A 16,394-nucleotide genomic window follows, 5' to 3' on the forward strand; every position below is an offset into this window, starting at 1 on the left:
CGACAGCCCCCGCGAACCTGTCGCACCGGAACCCTACCGGAGAGAGTTGTACTGGCCGACCGACCAGCGCGTCGATCTACTGTCGACGCTCCCGCGCAAGCAATTCACTGACGCTCAGTGCCTGTCGACCGTCACCGCCGCGGTGCTTCCCGCTGTCGTTCTCAGCCGTGGTGTCGGAAACCTCGGGTTCGGCGGCTCGCCTGGATCGGTGCGGAGCATTCGGTTCCGGTGTGACACCGCCCGATCGCGATCGGGTCGGCTCGTCCTCGGGTGCCGGGTTGCGAGGCGCATTCCGGGTCGAAATGTCGTAGCGGGCACGAGGAGTGCTTGGAGTTCGGTCTTGTTCGTGCCCATTCGTGCCACTTGCACTCTGGGAGTATCCGCGAATGCCCCCGGCCCGCGGGCTGCTGTCCGTCGTGGGACCGCTGATGACGTCTCCAGGCCGGTCGGGGTCATTGCCGGCACTGCGGTCGGGGCCGCCGGGAGCCGAGCCAGTGCCGTAGGGCTGTCGTCCGTTGGTGGCCGAACTATTCACGCTCGAGCCGTTGGTGCCCGAGCCGTTCGTGGCGGAGGAACGCCCGTTCCGTGCCGACGTGCCACTCGCGACCGGATTGTCGGTGTCGCCGGTCGGCTCTGAACGCTGGGGCTCTGAACGCTGGGGCTCTGAACGCTGGGGCTCGGCACTGGGCTTGTCCGACGGCGCTCGGAGATCTGCGAGCCAGCTTTCGATGGACCTCGGATCCGGCACGGGAGTGCGATTGCCGATCGACCGTACGGGCTCGCGAGCTGGGGACTGCGCCGGAACCGGGGGAGCCGGTCGTGCCGGTGGAGTCGATACTGCGGGCGTCGGAACCTGGGACTCAGGTGCGGCCGCCGTCTGTGGTCGCCATGTCGGCTGTGGCTGCTGCTCGACGATCGGTGCGTGGGCGGGCTTGCCCGTTGCCGATCGACGCTCGTCTTCCCTGGCCTGCCGGGTGGCCCGGATCGGTCCGGAACCTGTCGGTGCGACGACCGGAATAGGTTCGGTGAGGGGCTCACTCGGGCGCGGCGCCGGCCGTATCGGCGGTGCGACGGTCGTACGGGCAACCCCACCTGCCATCGCGAGCTCCGGGACGTCGGCGGGCATGAGCTCGTCTTCGAGGATCGTCTCGCCGAGGCCGAGCTTCTGCTGGATGCGCTTCATCCATGCTGGTGCCCACCAACAGTCGTCGCCGAGCAGTTTCATGGTCGCAGGCACGAGGAACATGCGGATGAGGGTGGCGTCGATGATGAGTGCGGCGATCATGCCGTAGGCGATGTACTTCATCATCACCAGATCCGAGAACGCGAACGCTCCGGTGACAACGATGAGAATGAGTGCCGCTGCGGTGATGATGCGCCCAGTATGCGAGGTACCGACGCGGATCGCTTCGCTGGTACTCGCGCCTTTTTCTCGGGCTTCCACCATGCGCGAGAGCAGGAACACTTCGTAGTCGGTGGACAACCCGAACACAATCGAGATGATCAGCACCAGCACCGGGGCCATGATCGGCCCGGGCGTGAAGTTCATGAAGCTCGCGCCGTTGCCGTCGATGAATATCCACGTCAGGATGCCCATAGTCGCGCCGAGGCCGAGCGTCGTCATGAGGACGGCCTTGATCGGCAACACCAACGATCCGAAGGTCAAGAACATCAGCAGCGTCACAACGAAGACGACGAGTATTGCCATCAGCGGAAGGTTGTCGATCAACGCTGCGATCGAATCCTGCTCGATGACGGGCGTACCGGTGATCATGACCGTCGCGCCCTCGGGGACGTCGATACTGCGTAGATAGTCGATGGCCGGTTTGGAGTCGTTCCGGTCTACCAAGCCGGCCTTGAAGACGATGATGCCGTCTTTGCTGGCGCCGTTCGGAGAGAACTTTTCGATGAGCCCGGGCGCTTGATTCAGTTGGCTGGTGATCGCAGCCAGGTTCGCACCCTGAGCGTTCTCGATGACCGCCTTGATCGGCTCGGTGCGCTGACCCGGGAACAGGGCGTCGAACTCGCTCTGTGCCTGCCGGGTGACGTTGTCCGGCGGCAGGTAGGTCTCGTTGATGCCACCGAATTTGATGTTGCCCACGGGCAACGTCAGCAGGACCAGCCCCATGACGATGGGGATGGTGACCTTGAGTGGGTTGCGCATGACCCATCTGGTCAACTTGCCCCACATGCCGTTCTCGATTTCCTCGGACGACTTGGTTTTGCGCATGAACTTGAGGCCGAGGGCATCGACGCGAGGTCCGAGGATCGCCAGCATCGCGGGCAGGATCGTGATCGCTGTCAGTGCGGCCAGCGCCACCGTTGCGATGGATCCGTACGCGACGGACTTCAGGAAACCCTGGGGGAAGAGCAGCAGCCCGCCCAAGCTGGCGACGATCATCGTCGCCGAGAACACGACGGTTCGACCGGCCGTCATCACCGACCTGCGCACCGCCTGCTGCGTCGAGTACCCGTCGCCGAGTTCCTCGCGGAATCTCGAGACGATGAAAAGCCCGTAGTCGATTGCCAAGCCGAGCCCGACCAGAGAAACGACGGGTGCCACGAAGCTGTTGACTTCGGTGAAGTTGGTGAAGACCTTGACGATTCCGTTGGCGCCGACGACGGTGAGGCCACCGACGATCAACGGGAGTGCAGCCGCGACGACACCGCCGAAGATGAAGAACAGCAGGATTGCGACGGCCGGGATGGCCAGCAATTCCATGCGCTGGATGTCGCCGGCCATCGTCGACTGCAAGGCCCCCGCGACAGCCTGCAGACCCGTCACCTGCACATCGACGCCGTCGATGTAGAAGACGTCCTTGACGGCCTGGAAGTTGTTGGTCAGCTCGGTGTCGTTGGCGCCGACGATGGCGATGCTGGCGATGGCGTGCGTACGGTCCACTGTCGCCAGTGCTGGGGCACTGACCACACCGTCGACCTTGAAGTACGTGCCGTTGATCTTCTCGATCTGATCGGGGTTGTCGGAGACGAGTGAATTGAGACTGTCGGTGACCTTGGCGTTGAACTCCGGATCGTCGACCGTCCCGCCTTCGGGTGCGGTGTACAGGACGATCACGTCGCCTTGTTTGTCACGCCCGAACGTCTGGTCGGCCAGGCGCGCAGCCTCGACCGACTCCGAGCCGGGGTCGTCCCAGCCGCTCTGACTCAGATGGTCGTTGAGGTCGAGTCCGTACGCTGCGAAGCCCAGAAGGCCGGCCACCATGACTCCGATGACCGTGAACCGCATGCGGTAGACGAGATCTCCCCATCTGGCGAACACTACGAAACTCCTTGGCGCCCGACGAGCAGGGCGGACAGTGGGCGGAACGGCTGCAACCATGCGCCCTCGTCCGGCAGCGAATCCAGACTCACCCGTGGCAGTGGTTCACGGAAGACGCCGGGGATGTCCTCGAGATCGAGGAACGTCAGCGTCTCCGACGTGACCGCCCAGCTCGCATGCTCTCGAAATCCGAGCACGTGAACAGGCACGCCAGTTGCAGCAATGCTTTCCAGCGGCTCGCGGAACGCTTGACCGTCCGCGGACGCGACCATGACGCCTGCAAGTCCACCACCGCGATTGCGCAGTTCGATGTGATCGAGCATGTCGGCGTCGACGTCACTGTCCTCGTCGACCTTCGGCTTCGCGAATACCGCGAAGCCCACGTTACGCAAGGCTTCTACCCACGGTCGAACCACATCGGCGCTACCTGGGGCGATGTTGGTGAAGACCGTCGCCTCCGGTTCGAGTGTCGACGATTCCGTAACCGAGAGTTCAGCAGTGCGTTGAAGTAGCCATCGGCCCAGCGCATCGAATCGGGGACGGTACGCAGCCGTCGGGCGACCACCCAGGATCGCGCCGAGGCCCATGTCGAGATTCGGTGCGTCCCAGACCAGCAACACCCGCTTGCTGTGAGGAGAATCACTCGTGTCGAGGTTCGGAATGGGCGCAAGGGTGGTGTCGGGAAGCTCTTCGTTGAAGCTCATCGTAGACTCTTTCCCCATACGAGCTCCGTCACCGAGCTGCCTACAAGTTGGGCTTTGCCCTCGAACTTGGTGACGGGCCGCTCGTGTGTCATCGGAGACTTCCAGTCGAGAACGGTCAATCCGGGCTCTGCGTTCCCTGCCTCGGCAATCCACTCTGCGTATTCGGCGTGGTCGGTGGCCACGTGGAGCACCCCGCCGGGCGCGAGTCGATCAGCGATCATCGAGAACGTCGGTCCCTGCAGCAGTCTGCGCTTGTGGTGACGCACCTTCGGCCACGGGTCCGGAAAGAACACGCGGACACCCGTCAGGGACTCGGAGGTCAGCATGTTCTCCAGTACATCCATCGCGTCGCCGCGCAGCAAGCGGATGTTGCCGATGTCTTCTCGTTCGATCTGCTGCAACGTCTGCGCTAGGCCAGGGCGGTATACCTCGACCGCCATCAGATTGACGTGCGGCTCGGCCTTGGCCATCGACGTCGTGGCGGTGCCGGTCCCGGATCCGATCTCCAGAACGGTCGGCGCCGTCCGGCCGAACCAGGCGTCGACATCGATACGGTCGTCGGCGACGTCGCGCCCGATGCGGGGCCACAGGGCGTCCCAGGTCTGTTGCTGAGCATCGGTCAGGGCGCCTCGCCTCGACCGGAAGCTGGTCACGCGCGGGTAGAGCCGGGAACCCCGATCGGCGGCCTGTTCGGGCCCCACGCCCTGGGCGTCGTCGGGGGCCGAATCGAGGTGCTGGGTGCTGCTCCGTGCGTCGTTCACTCACCCATTGTCGCGCATCGGGCGAGTGTGTGACAGGTGGGTCTCGAGTTGAAGTTGAGACTTGTGGTGTTGATGCAGGCCAGCCGCCTTGTCTCCGGCGTTCTGTCGGTCATCTGTGCCAGAATTGCGCAGCGCGACGGGTGGGGACCGGTCGAAAAGGACCTACAAACGATCTAGGGGTGGGGGATCGCGTGAACGACGGGGCGAACAACGGGGTGTCCTCGGGGACCGTTCGTGGGCTCGCGGCGCACGGCACCGCTCTCGGCCGCGCGATCGGCGAAGCCGCGGATCGGTGTTTCGCGGCGGTTCGAGTGCAGGTGTCCGGGAGGACGGGCGTCGGGAAGTCCTCGGTGCGGGCGGTGCTCACCGCGCACCACGACCTACGGGTCGACGGCGTCGACATCACGGAAGCCGCATCGATCGATGTTCCGCGATCTCCGGACCCCGTCCTCGACGGCGATGTGCTGGTTCACGTGTTGGCCGGTGGAGCTCACCCAGCAGACATCGATGCCGTGGCGTCGGCAACAGAAGTCGTGTTCGTCCTCGCCAAGGCAGACACGATCGATCACCTCGACACAGTGATCGGGAGACTGTCGGCCTCGGTCGGCGCGACGGTGTATCCGCTCATGGGGACCGTCGCGGCCAGCGTCATGCGTGGGCTTCCGGCCTCGTTCGGACTACTGCGACCGGCCGCGAAGGCGGTGACCACGGACATGCTGCTGACGCCCGAACGCTTCGTCAGAGCCACACTCCCGATCCCGAGGCAGGCACGAGTGGAACTTCTCGAGCAGGTCGAGACGTGCGGAGTGCGAATCGCGGTCGAGACGCTCACAGCCAATCCGAATACCGATGATGCGACGCTCCGGTTGCTGCTGGCCGAGAGGAGCGGGGTCGACGCGCTCGCGCGGGCAGTGCGCCAGGCCGTCGACGATGTTCGGATCGATCGGCAGGGAAAACTGCTGCACCGGCTCACCGAACTCGCCGCCGAGCATCCCGACGCGACCGAACTCGAGCGCTACCTGGGCTCCGACGAGGCTGTTGTCGCGATCATGCGCTCGGCGCTGCGCGCGCTCGGTGAGCCGGAAGAGCCCCACCCCACTCTTCGTACAGCTCAGCAGTGGCAGAGTCGATGGCAGAGCGCCGACGAGCCGTCCCGGGCACGGGCTGCACTCGCCGTCGCCCGGGGATACCTGCGAATGCGCGAGCGATGATCGACCTTCCCAGTGACATGGACAGCGTCGTCAAAAGGTGGTTTCCGCCCGGCGTGGATTCCATCGCGTCCGGCCGGGAGGCCGACCCGGTGGGCGTGTTCGTCACCGGGACGAGCGGATCGGGAGTGTCGTCGATCGAGGCCGAGCTCGACCTGCTGCCCGGGTCACTGCTGGAGCGGGCCCCGGACGTGGCGTCGGCAGCGGTGGTGCTGTTCGTGTTCGACGCATCCGCGCCTCTCGGGCGACGGGCGCTGGCCGATCTCGCATCGGCGCTCGAGTCCACGACGACGGGACTTCTCGTCAACAAGATCGACGTACACCGGGATTGGCGTGATGTGCAGCGGCTCGTGGCCGCGTCCATCGCAGAGTTGGTCCCGCGTGCGGTCGATGCCTCGTTCTGGCCCACGTCGGCCACACTCGCGGAGCGGGCTCGCATCGCGGTCGACCCGAGGATGCGCTCGACGTTGTACGAGGAGTCCGGAATCGTCGATGTCCACGGGTTCGTGGAGAGCGCCCTCGCGCAACACCGAGATGTGTTGCGCGAGCGCAAGTACAACGCGGCAGTTCGGGGCGCTGCCGCCGGTGCCAGACGGGAAATTCTCGCCAAGGCACGGGCGGTGACGAGCGTCTCGAACACCGCGGGGCTGCGTGCCGAACGCGCACGCCTCGTCGATGTCCGAGACCGTACGCGCGCAGAACGATCTGCCGCGCTACGCAGCAGAATGCAGCTCGCGCGCTCCGAGACCATTCACGACATCAACGACGCGACGCGTGGATACGCAGTGTCGGCCAGGGAAGCAATCGAGTCAGCGGGGCGGGCAAGACTGCGGCATCTGGACGTCGAGCTGGCCGAGCAACTCGGAATGGCAGTCTCGCGTGTCGATTCCCGACTCACCGAACGACTGCGCGCCGTCGACATCGAACTCGGTTTGTCGGGGGAACCTCTGCAGTCGAAGGACCTGACCGTCGACCGTGCGGAGCCGTCGGTCCGACGCCGAGGTGCCGAGGACACGATGATGATCCTCGTCGGCGCTTCGGCCGGTGTGGGTCTCGGGCGCGTCGTCATGTCACCGCTGTCGGTGGTTCCGGCACTCGACATCGCTGTGATACCTGCCTCCTTGCTACTCGGCGCTGTGAGTGCATGGTGGCTGGTCCGATCGCGCTCACTCGTCGCCGACCGAGCGCATCTGCGAACCTGGGTCACCGACGTGTCCGCCGCTGCACGATCGTCACTCGAACAAGCGGCTCTGGCTCGGATCCTCGCTACCGAGACGGCGTTCTCGGCAGCCGCCCACGAGACCTCGCGCTCGGTCGCGCTCTCCGCAGACGCAGAACTGGAGCGCATCGAGTCCGAACTGCGAGCGGCCGCCGAGCATCGAGCTGCCGTACTGGCTGCATGCGACCGCGACCTGGCGACTCTCGATCGAGGCATCGAGAGATTCGGCGGCCCCATCCGCGTCGACTATCAGGCATCGGAGAGGTAGTTCCGTGTGCCGGAGCCCATGTAATCGAGGGCATGGAACCGAGGGCGCTGTCCGTGCGTCTGATCAAGAAGGTGGCAGTTCTGTCGATGGACGATCGGAGTCAGGTGATGGATCTCGGCGACGCATTCTTGGGCGACGCCCTTTCTGGTGACGTGTCTTCCGGCGAGAACCATGCAGACGGCATGCAGGACTCGGTCGAGATGTTCGACGTCGACGGAGACGGCTACGAGGAAACGCGAACCAGCCACACAGACGCGGGAATGACGGTCTCCAGGGACCGCGACGCCGATGGTGTGATCGATACGTTCACCACTGTCGGACGTGGTGGGCATTACGAGACCTGGGAGATTTTCCGGGCTGCCGATGGTACGTCGAGGTGGGAGGAAACTTCGGCCGGGGATGTATTCGAGTGAGTTGGAGCGTCCAGTATGTAATGTCTTGACAAGTAATTCGCGCTGCTCGGGGCCTGTGGGCGCTTACTTGCCGGTAGCTGAATCGGTCTTGTGACCAATCGGACAACACCCGGATTCCGGATTGACAACTTCCAGCGTTAACCTAGGCCCAGGACACCCGGCGCCCTGTCCTTGAATTGACGTGACCGTCTATGATGCGGTATACGCAGATCGAGTGATCGGGCAGCTCCCCACCGAGAGGGGATGATCGGATCTGCTCCAACCGCTGTTCTGCCCTCCAGTGGTTGGAAGTCGTTTCTGGTTCCGGCCCACCCCAGGAGAGTTAGATGACCTCAGCGACCATTCCCGGTTTGAACGGCACTGACGCCGCGCCTCCCACCCAGCACAAGGAACTCCTTGCGTGGGTGCAGCAGGTAGCAGAACTCACCGAGCCGGAACGTGTGGTTTTCGCTGACGGCTCCGACGAGGAGTGGGAGCGTCTGACCACCCAGCTGGTGGATGCAGGCACCTTCACTCGCCTCAACGACGAGAAGAAGCCCAACTCCTTCCTCGGCAACTCGGACCCGTCGGACGTCGCTCGTGTCGAGTCGCGGACATACATCTGTTCCAAGCGCGAGATCGATGCCGGACCGACCAACAACTGGATGGACCCGTCGGAGATGCGCAGTCTCATGACGGAGCTCTACCGCGGATCGATGCGCGGACGCACCATGTACGTCGTTCCGTTCTGCATGGGCCCCCTCGGCGCCGAGGACCCGAAGCTGGGCGTCGAGATCACCGACTCCGAGTACGTCGTCGTCTCGATGCGTGTGATGACTCGCATGGGTGCCGCTGTGCTCGAGAAGCTCGGCGACGACGGCTTCTTCGTGAAGGCGCTGCATTCGCTGGGCGCTCCCCTTGCCGAAGGCCAGGACGACGTGCCGTGGCCGTGCAACGACACCAAATACATCACGCACTACCCCGAGGATCGCGAGATCTGGAGCTACGGCTCGGGTTACGGCGGCAATGCCTTGCTCGGCAAGAAGTGCTACTCGCTGCGTATCGCGTCGGCGATGGCGCGCGACGAGGGCTGGCTCGCCGAGCACATGCTGATCCTCAAGCTGATCTCGCCGGAGGACAAGGCGTACTACATCGCCGCGGCGTTCCCGTCGGCCTGTGGCAAGACCAACCTGGCGATGATCCAGCCGACCATCCCCGGATGGCGTGCCGAGACGATCGGCGACGACATTGCCTGGATGCGTTTCGGTGAGGACGGGCGCCTGTATGCCGTCAACCCCGAATTCGGGTTCTTCGGAGTTGCTCCCGGTACCAACTGGGACTCGAATCCCAACGCGATGAAGACGATCGATCAGGGCAACTCGGTGTTCACCAACGTCGGTCTGACCGATGACGGTGACGTGTGGTGGGAGGGCCTGGAAGGTACTCCCGACCACCTGATCGACTGGAAGGGCAACGACTGGACGCCCGAGTCGGGAACCGATGCAGCGCACCCGAACTCGCGCTACTGCGTCCCCATGGCTCAGTGCCCGTCGATGGCGGCCGAGTGGGACGACCCGCAGGGCGTGCCGATTTCGGCGATCCTGTTCGGCGGACGCCGCAAGACGACCGTCCCACTGGTCACCGAGGCTCGCGACTGGCAGCACGGCGTGTTCATGGGCGCCACCGTCGGTTCCGAGCAGACTGCAGCAGCAGAAGGCACCGTCGGTACCATCCGCCGCGACCCGATGGCGATGCTGCCGTTCCTCGGCTACAACGTCGGTGACTACTTCCAGCACTGGATCGACCTCGGCAAGAATGCCGACGATTCGAAGCTGCCGAAGGTGTTCTACGTCAACTGGTTCCGTCGTGGCGACGACAAGCGCTTCCTGTGGCCTGGATTCGGCGAGAACTCCCGCGTCCTGAAGTGGATCGTGGAGCGCATCGAGCACAAGGCTGCGGGCGTCGAGACTCCCATCGGTGTCGTTCCGACGGCGGATGCACTCGATATCTCCGGGCTGGACACCACGGTCGAGGATGTCGCCGAGGCTCTGAACGTCGACATCGACGAGTGGAAGGCCGAGATCCCGCTGATCGAGGAGTGGTTCGAGTTCGTCGGTGAGAAGCTGCCCACCGGCATCAAGGACGAGTTCGACGCGCTGAAGCAGCGTTTGGGCGCGTAAGCGCTACATTGCCTGACGCCGCCGTCCGATCAACATCGGACGGCGGCGTCAGTGCTTTTCCAGAGCTTCTTGGTCGAGCAGGCTGGCTCGGTCAGCCCACATACCCCGGCGGCATGAGGACCGACTTGAGCTCGCAGTAGGCGTCGAGACCTTCGGGGCCACTTTCGCGTCCGATGCCGGAGTTCTTGTACCCGCCGAACGGTGAACTCGGATCGAAGGCGTACCAGTTGATCGCATAGGTGCCCGTGCGGATCTGTGCGGCCACTTCGAGGCCGTGGTCGATATCGGTGGTCCAGACGGAGCCGGCGAGGCCGTAGTCGGAATCGTTGGCTATCTTGATGGCCTCGTCTTCCGAGTCGTACGGGATGACGGCCAGTACCGGTCCGAAGATCTCCTCGCGAGCGATGGTCATCGAGTTGTCGACGTCGGCGAAGATCGTCGGCTCCACGTACCACCCTGTGTCCAGACCTTCTGGCCGTCCACCGCCGAGGATGACGCGTGCACCTTCGGCCTTGCCCTTCGCGATGTAGCCCTCGACGCGCGTGCGTTGCTTCTCCGAGATCAGCGGGCCCAGTTGCGTGGCAGGATCTTTCGGGTCGCCGACCTTCATCCAACCGGCACCCGCGACCATCGTGTCGAGAATCTCGTCGTACCGTGACCGTGGCGCGAGGATTCTGGTCTGCGCGACGCATGCCTGACCGCTGTTCATCAAGCCCGAGATCAGCAGCATCGGCATGGTCGAGGGGATGTCCATGTCCTCGAGCAGGATTGCTGCAGACTTTCCGCCCAGTTCGAGCGAGCAACGCTTGAGCTGCTGGGCCGCGATGGTTCCGATCGATCGTCCGACTGCGGTGCTTCCGGTGAACGTCACCTTGTCGACGAGGGGGTGCGAGACCAGGTATTCGCCGGTCTCGGCGCCGCCGGGGAGTACCGACAGAACTCCTTCGGGGACCCCTGCTTCGGTGAAGATGTCGGCGAGCAGGTTCGCGCCGAGTGGTGTCTCCGGTGCGGGCTTGAGTAGTACCGAGCAGCCGGCGAGCAGCGCAGGTGCGAGTTTGTTGACGGCGAGGAACAGTGGAACGTTCCAGGCGATGACGGCGGCGACGACGCCGACGGGTTCGCGCGTGACCGTGGTCTGGCCGAATGCGCCGACGCGGGTCTCCTTCCACGGAAACGTTCCGGCGAGCTCGGTGTAGTAGTTGAGTACCGCAAGCGCGGGAGTCTGCTGGAGCATCCCCACCATCGAATAGGGGGCGCCCATCTCGTCGGAGATCACCGCGGTCAACTCGGCGCTACGCGCTTCGATCAATTTGGCGGCACGGGCAAGAACCTGTGCTCGTTCGGTGGGTGAGGTGCGGGCCCATGGACCCGAGTCGAAGGCCGTACGCGCTGCGGTCGCAGCGGCGTCGATGTCGGCCGGAGCGGCGACCGGAGTACGGCCGACCCGCTCTTCCGTGGCGGGGGAGAAGACCTCGAGGGTCTCCTCGGTCGACGGCGTTGACCAGTGGCCGCCGATGAACAACTTGTCGAAGTCCGTCATGGAACGAGACTAGAACAGGTTACAGAAATTGGGAAGGTGTTTCGTGCGCCGCGACCTACTTCGGTGTAGCCGCACCCGCTGCGAGGATGGCCGCACCGGTGAGCGTTCCCACGGCCCCGAGTTTTGCCGGAACGATCTCGAGGCCGTCCAGGAACTTCAGGCGCGCATGGAGTGCCGCGGACTCCTGGATCGGATCCCACAGCGGCGGGCCGGCCTGCGCGAATCCTCCCCCGATGACAACGAGGTTCACGTCGACGAGTGCCGCGGCCGACGCGATTGCCTGCCCGAGCGCCACACCTGCCCGCTGCAGCGTGGTGATCGCGACGACGTCGCCTTCGCTGGCGGAGAACGCCAGCTCGGCGCCGGTGCTGCCGGTCCAGCCCTGTTCCTGTGCCCAGCGGACGGCAGAGGGACCGCTGGACACTGTCTCGACGCAGCCGAGTCCGCCGCACGTGCATGGCGTCGTCGAACCGGGTACGACGATGTGGCCGATGTGGCCGGCGTTGCCGCTTCGACCGGCCACGATCTTGCCGCCCAATACGAGTCCGCCGCCGATTCCCGTCGAGACGACCAAGCTCAGGACGTCGTCGACGCCGACTGCAGCACCGAACTTGTGCTCTCCCAGCGCAGCGCATCCACCGTCCATGGCGACGCTGATCGAAGCGTCGGGGAAGAGCTTTCCGACGGCGTCGGCCAGATCGAAGCCGTCCTTCCATTCCGGGATGTTGATCGGCGCGACGACCCCTGCGGTGGTGTCGACCGGGCCTGCGCATGCAACGCCGATGCCCTGTATGTCGGTGCCGACGGCTACTGCGTCGAGAAGCTCGGAGCAGGCTTTCCACACTCCGGTCTTCGGCGTCGAGACGGTCAGTGGTTCCCCGGGCCTCCCGTCGTCGCCGACGACGGCCGCGGTCATCTTGGTTCCCCCGATATCCAGTGCCAGCGCTGTCATCGTTCCAACGTACCCGGGAGTGGAGCCTGCGGAATGACCTGTGGAGGCCGGGAGTGGAGCCTGCGGAATGACCCGATGTAGGCGGGAGTGGAGCCTGCGGAATGAGCTGGTGTTTGCGCGTGTGTGAGGGTGTCAGTGGGCGCGGAAGACCAGCACGAGGTTGCTCGCGAGGAGTTCGCGGAGGACTGGGATTCGGATGATCCACCATGCCCAGCGCGGGTGGTATCGCGGGAATGCGGCGAGCAGATCGCCGTTGGGAGTGCTTCGTGCCCAACGCAATCCGTCACCTGCGCCGACATCGAAGAGGGATTCGCCGAATCGGTTCTTGGGTTCGTGGCCGTGGGTGCGGGTGTACCGTTTTGCCGCGTACTCGCCGCCCAGGTAGTGCCAGGGCCGCGTTTCGTGGCCACCGAACGGACCCCACCACAGCGTGTAGGACAACACCATCAATCCGCCGGGGCGGGTGACTCGTAGCATCTCCTCGGCCATGACCCACGGTTCGCGGACGTGCTCGGCGACGTTGGAGGAGAAGCAGACGTCGACGCTGTCGTCCCGGAACGGGAGCGCCATCCCCGACCCGCGGACACTTCCATGGACTGTCAGGCCTGCGGCATGCATTTCCGAGGCATCGGGTTCGACGGGGACGTATCGTGCGCCGCTGTCGTGGAACACCTCGGCGAAGTAGCCCGGCCCACCGCCGACGTCGAGCACGGTGCGGCCCTGCAGCTCCTCACCCGTCAGGCCGAGGAAGAGGTCACCGATGAGTTCGACGGAATCGTGGGCGAGAGCGCCGTAGAAGATGTCCGGCGCGGTCTGTTCGTGGCCGAAGTCGCGTAGCAGGCTCACGGATCTGCGCAGCGTGGCGCGCCTGCCGAACTGCCTGGTGACGGCGGAGCCGTCGCCAGTAGAGCCTTTCCACGCTAGTCGCACGAGGAAGAAGACTAGGCGAGCGGTACATGTCGGAGCGCCGTGGGGCCGGATGAACCGCTAGGGTGTCTCGGAGTTCATGTTCATGGCTGTGATGGGGGACGAAAGCGTGCGCGAGGTGCTGTTGCTCTGCTGGCGCGATACCGGCCACCCCCAAGGCGGTGGCAGTGAACGCTATCTGGAGCAGGTCGGTGCAGGCCTTGCCGCCCGCGGCGTGAAAGTGACTCTGCGCACGGCGTCGTATCCGGGAGCTCCTGCCGAAGAAGTCGTCGACGGAATTCACATCAGCCGGGCAGGCGGGCGGTTGAGTGTCTACCCGCGGGCATTGGCTGCGATCGTCGCGGGGCGCCTCGGCTTCGGGTCTCTCCGCGGAATTCGCCCGGATGCGGTCGTCGACACCCAGAACGGCATCCCGTTCTTCTCGCGCCTCGTTGCGGGCGCGCCGGTGACCCTTCTCGTACACCATTGTCATCGTGAGCAGTGGCCCGTCGCGGGCCCGCTGATGGCCAAGCTCGGGTGGTGGCTCGAGAGCACCGTCTCTCCACGAGTGCATCGTCGTAGCCAGTATTTGACGGTGTCGTTGCCGTCGGCGGACGAGTTGGTCGCGTTGGGCGTCGACCGGGAACGCGTAGCGGTGGTACGGAACGGTGCCGACGCGATACCGACGGCGTCCGCGGTGGACCGTAGGACCGCATATCCCTCGCTGTCGGTCCTGTCGAGGCTGGTTCCGCACAAGCAGATCGAGGATGCGCTGGCGGCTGTCGCAGCACTTCGCTTCCTGGTGCCCGGTCTACACCTGGACATCATCGGTGGTGGTTGGTGGGAGGACAATCTTCGAGAGCGCGTGGACATGCTCGGTATCGCGAGCGCCGTGACTTTTCACGGTCACGTCGACGAGGCACGGAAGCACGAATTGCTCGGCCGCTCCTGGGTCCACGTGATGCCGTCCCGCAAGGAAGGGTGGGGACTCGCTGTCGTCGAGGCCGCGCAGCACGGGGTGCCCACGGTCGGCTATCGCAGTTCCAAAGGCTTGACCGACTCGATCATCGACGGCGTGACGGGTGTGCTGGTTGGCTCGGAGGCCGCGGATCGTGATGTCGAAGCGTTGACGGATGCAGTGGCGGAGCTGCTGCTCGACGACGACATGCGTGCCGATCTCGGCGAGAAGGCGCGGGTCCGAGCGCGGGAGTTCTCGTGGGAGCAAACCGCTCACGGCGTCCAGAGCGTCCTGGCGGCATCGGTCGCGGGAACGCACGTGTCAGGCCTTGTGTCTCCGGGGGAATATCGCCCAGCCGAGCCCGCCCACCAGTAGCGCGATCCAGAGAAGGTGCGCGGCGCCGACGGCCAGATTGTTCGTCGGCTCGCTGCCCTGGATGTCGCCGGGTACCCGGTAGAGCGCGAGTTCGTCGTCGATGTACACGGCCGACAGTTGCTGCAACGATGTTTCCGCAGCGCCCAGCTCGCCCGGTGTCGTGCGTTCCAGAAGCACCCAACCGACGCCGAGATCGGCCAGTTCCGTAGCACTTCCGCCCGCCAGCAGGACCTGCTCGACGGCCTCCGCCCGTGTCCCCTCACCGCGCACGGAACCGCCTGCGACGACGAGCTCTCCCGTCTGAAGAACGTCGAGCGGCAGCATGCGCGGCGCCGGATCGAGTACGGGCGATTCGCCGCTGTAGGGGAAGATTCGGAACATCCCGGCAGGGAGAACTGCGACGTCCCCGTCGACACCGTCCAGTTCGGCTGCGACGGCCGACCATGAATCGGGATAGTCGACGGGCTTCAACTGACCGCCAACCCCCCAGATCAGGTCCGGGAGGGCAATGACCACGGCGAGGGTCGCTGCCACTGCCGGAAGCCAGTGGTTGCGCAGCCGCGCACCCGCCCACGCAACGCCCGCAGCCGCGGCAAGGGCGTAGAACGGCATCGCCAGCGCAACCCACTTCTGGGCGTCGCGCAGAAGTCCTGCACCGGGAACGTCGACCGCGGCCCATTCGCCGAGAGCGAGTCCTGGGCCGGTGGCGGCGAGCGCAGTGGCTGCGATCGCGACGGCGGCGAGAAGTGCCGTGGCAGTAATGATCGGGTTGCGTCTTCGTCGCCACAGCGGCGCGAGCCCGAGCGCGACGACAGCGAGGAACAGTGCGGTTCCGAAGACCGCGAACACGGTTGTCCGCGTGGCGGGGACCGCGTCTGCATTCCAGATTCCGCCGAGCCCAGCAAGGCTGCCGAGCGTCCCGAGACCTGGTTCGGCGCGTGCAGCGAAAGCGGTGACACCGGCGGGGTCGGTGCCGGTCGCGCCGCTTCCCGACACTGCCGTCGCGACGAGCCACGGCGACGAGGCGACCAGGACGATCAACCCGGTGAGTGCGCAGGCACGTCGGGCGGAAGCTCTGCGCGCATCGGGGATGCCGCAGACGAGGGCGGTGATCGCCGCCAGAATCGCGCCCGTCGGCGTGATGCCTGCTGCCGCGAGACAGACTGCGAGCCAGCCCCATCGGCCGGTGCGTCGTAGCGTGACCGAGGCGACCACAGTCCACGGAAGAGCGGCGTAACCGACGAGCAGACTCCAATGCCCCTGCAGCAGGCGCTCGGCCACGTACGGATTCCAGATGGCGACCGTCGACGCAACCAGCGCAGCAGGTGTGCCTGCTGCCGGGAGCAGCGTGCACGACATCCGTGCAGCTCCCCAGCCCGCAAACCACAATGCAAGCAGCAGAATCGCTTTGACGACAACACCACCGTCGAACACCGTCGACAGCGCAGCGATCAGCGCATCCTGTGGTACCGCCCGCGCTGCAGCGTCGGTGGTCCCCAGCGCCGAATCCGTGAAGTAGGACCGCGGGGTACTGACGGCGTCGCGCAGCAGAAGATACCCAGGACCGAGTAGCGGGCCGAGGACGAGAATCGACAGCACAAGGCTGTACAGCGACGCCGCCCACCCGGACCTCGACGACGCCATGATCGGC

General features: G+C 65.2%; 12 protein-coding genes. 5 read left to right on the plus strand and 7 right to left on the minus strand.

The features are described from left to right. Positions 1-76: 76 nt before the first annotated feature. From ACODSO_RS02015 to trmB, 3 genes are read right to left on the minus strand one after another with little or no spacing between them, the layout of a single operon-like run. Complete coding sequence (locus tag ACODSO_RS02015; protein ID WP_489034616.1) at positions 77-3,280, minus strand: MMPL family transporter; 3,204 nt, start codon at positions 3,278-3,280, stop codon at positions 77-79. After that, entirely contained in the window at positions 3,280-3,984 is a 705-nt protein-coding gene (locus ACODSO_RS02020; RefSeq protein ID WP_068371870.1) for an NYN domain-containing protein, read from the minus strand. Before ACODSO_RS02020 ends, ACODSO_RS02015 begins: the two co-directional genes overlap by 1 nt. Then, positions 3,981-4,745 carry a tRNA (guanosine(46)-N7)-methyltransferase TrmB gene (gene trmB / locus ACODSO_RS02025; RefSeq protein WP_489034619.1) on the minus strand — a complete coding sequence of 255 codons (765 nt, stop codon included), beginning with the start codon at positions 4,743-4,745 and terminating at the stop codon, positions 3,981-3,983. The genes ACODSO_RS02020 and trmB overlap by 4 nt, the downstream gene beginning before the upstream one ends. A gap of 191 nt (positions 4,746-4,936) precedes the next feature. Between trmB and ACODSO_RS02030 the strand changes: the two genes are divergently transcribed. From ACODSO_RS02030 to ACODSO_RS02045, 4 genes are all read left to right on the plus strand, one after another. Then, positions 4,937-5,956, plus strand: a complete 1,020-nt coding sequence (locus tag ACODSO_RS02030; RefSeq protein ID WP_489034621.1) for a hypothetical protein — start codon at positions 4,937-4,939, stop codon at positions 5,954-5,956. Then, entirely contained in the window at positions 5,953-7,440 is a 1,488-nt protein-coding gene (locus tag ACODSO_RS02035; protein WP_489034623.1) for a hypothetical protein, read from the plus strand. Before ACODSO_RS02030 ends, ACODSO_RS02035 begins: the two co-directional genes overlap by 4 nt. A gap of 32 nt (positions 7,441-7,472) precedes the next feature. Beyond that, positions 7,473-7,853 (plus strand): DUF6802 family protein, encoded by a 381-nt coding sequence (locus tag ACODSO_RS02040; RefSeq protein WP_489034625.1) that lies wholly within the window; start codon positions 7,473-7,475, stop codon positions 7,851-7,853. A 326-nt stretch (positions 7,854-8,179) separates the two neighbouring features. Next, positions 8,180-10,012, plus strand: a complete 1,833-nt coding sequence (locus ACODSO_RS02045) for a phosphoenolpyruvate carboxykinase (GTP) (RefSeq protein ID WP_489034627.1) — start codon at positions 8,180-8,182, stop codon at positions 10,010-10,012. 91 nt (positions 10,013-10,103) lie between these two features. Here the strand turns inward: ACODSO_RS02045 and ACODSO_RS02050 are convergent, their stop codons facing one another. The 3 genes from ACODSO_RS02050 to ACODSO_RS02060 form a co-directional block, all read right to left on the minus strand. Next, positions 10,104-11,552: an aldehyde dehydrogenase gene (locus tag ACODSO_RS02050; protein ID WP_489034629.1), complete on the minus strand. Its 1,449-nt coding sequence runs from the start codon at positions 11,550-11,552 to the stop codon at positions 10,104-10,106. Positions 11,553-11,607: 55 nt separating this feature from the next. After that, the gene (locus ACODSO_RS02055) at positions 11,608-12,504 is read right to left on the minus strand and encodes an ROK family protein (RefSeq protein WP_489034631.1); all 897 of its coding nucleotides are present in this window, start codon (positions 12,502-12,504) and stop codon (positions 11,608-11,610) included. A 132-nt stretch (positions 12,505-12,636) separates the two neighbouring features. Then, entirely contained in the window at positions 12,637-13,434 is a 798-nt protein-coding gene (locus ACODSO_RS02060; protein WP_489034633.1) for a class I SAM-dependent methyltransferase, read from the minus strand. A 106-nt stretch (positions 13,435-13,540) separates the two neighbouring features. Here ACODSO_RS02060 and ACODSO_RS02065 point away from each other — a divergent pair, with 106 nt between their 5' ends. Continuing rightward, positions 13,541-14,743 carry a glycosyltransferase family 4 protein gene (locus ACODSO_RS02065; RefSeq protein ID WP_489034761.1) on the plus strand — a complete coding sequence of 401 codons (1,203 nt, stop codon included), beginning with the start codon at positions 13,541-13,543 and terminating at the stop codon, positions 14,741-14,743. Here ACODSO_RS02065 and ACODSO_RS02070 read toward each other — a convergent pair. Further along, positions 14,690-16,387 (minus strand): MmpA family trehalose lipid delivery protein, encoded by a 1,698-nt coding sequence (locus ACODSO_RS02070; RefSeq protein WP_489034635.1) that lies wholly within the window; start codon positions 16,385-16,387, stop codon positions 14,690-14,692. The genes ACODSO_RS02065 and ACODSO_RS02070 overlap by 54 nt on opposite strands. Positions 16,388-16,394 lie beyond the last annotated feature (7 nt).

This window comes from Rhodococcus sp. FG69 (genome assembly GCF_057808915.1).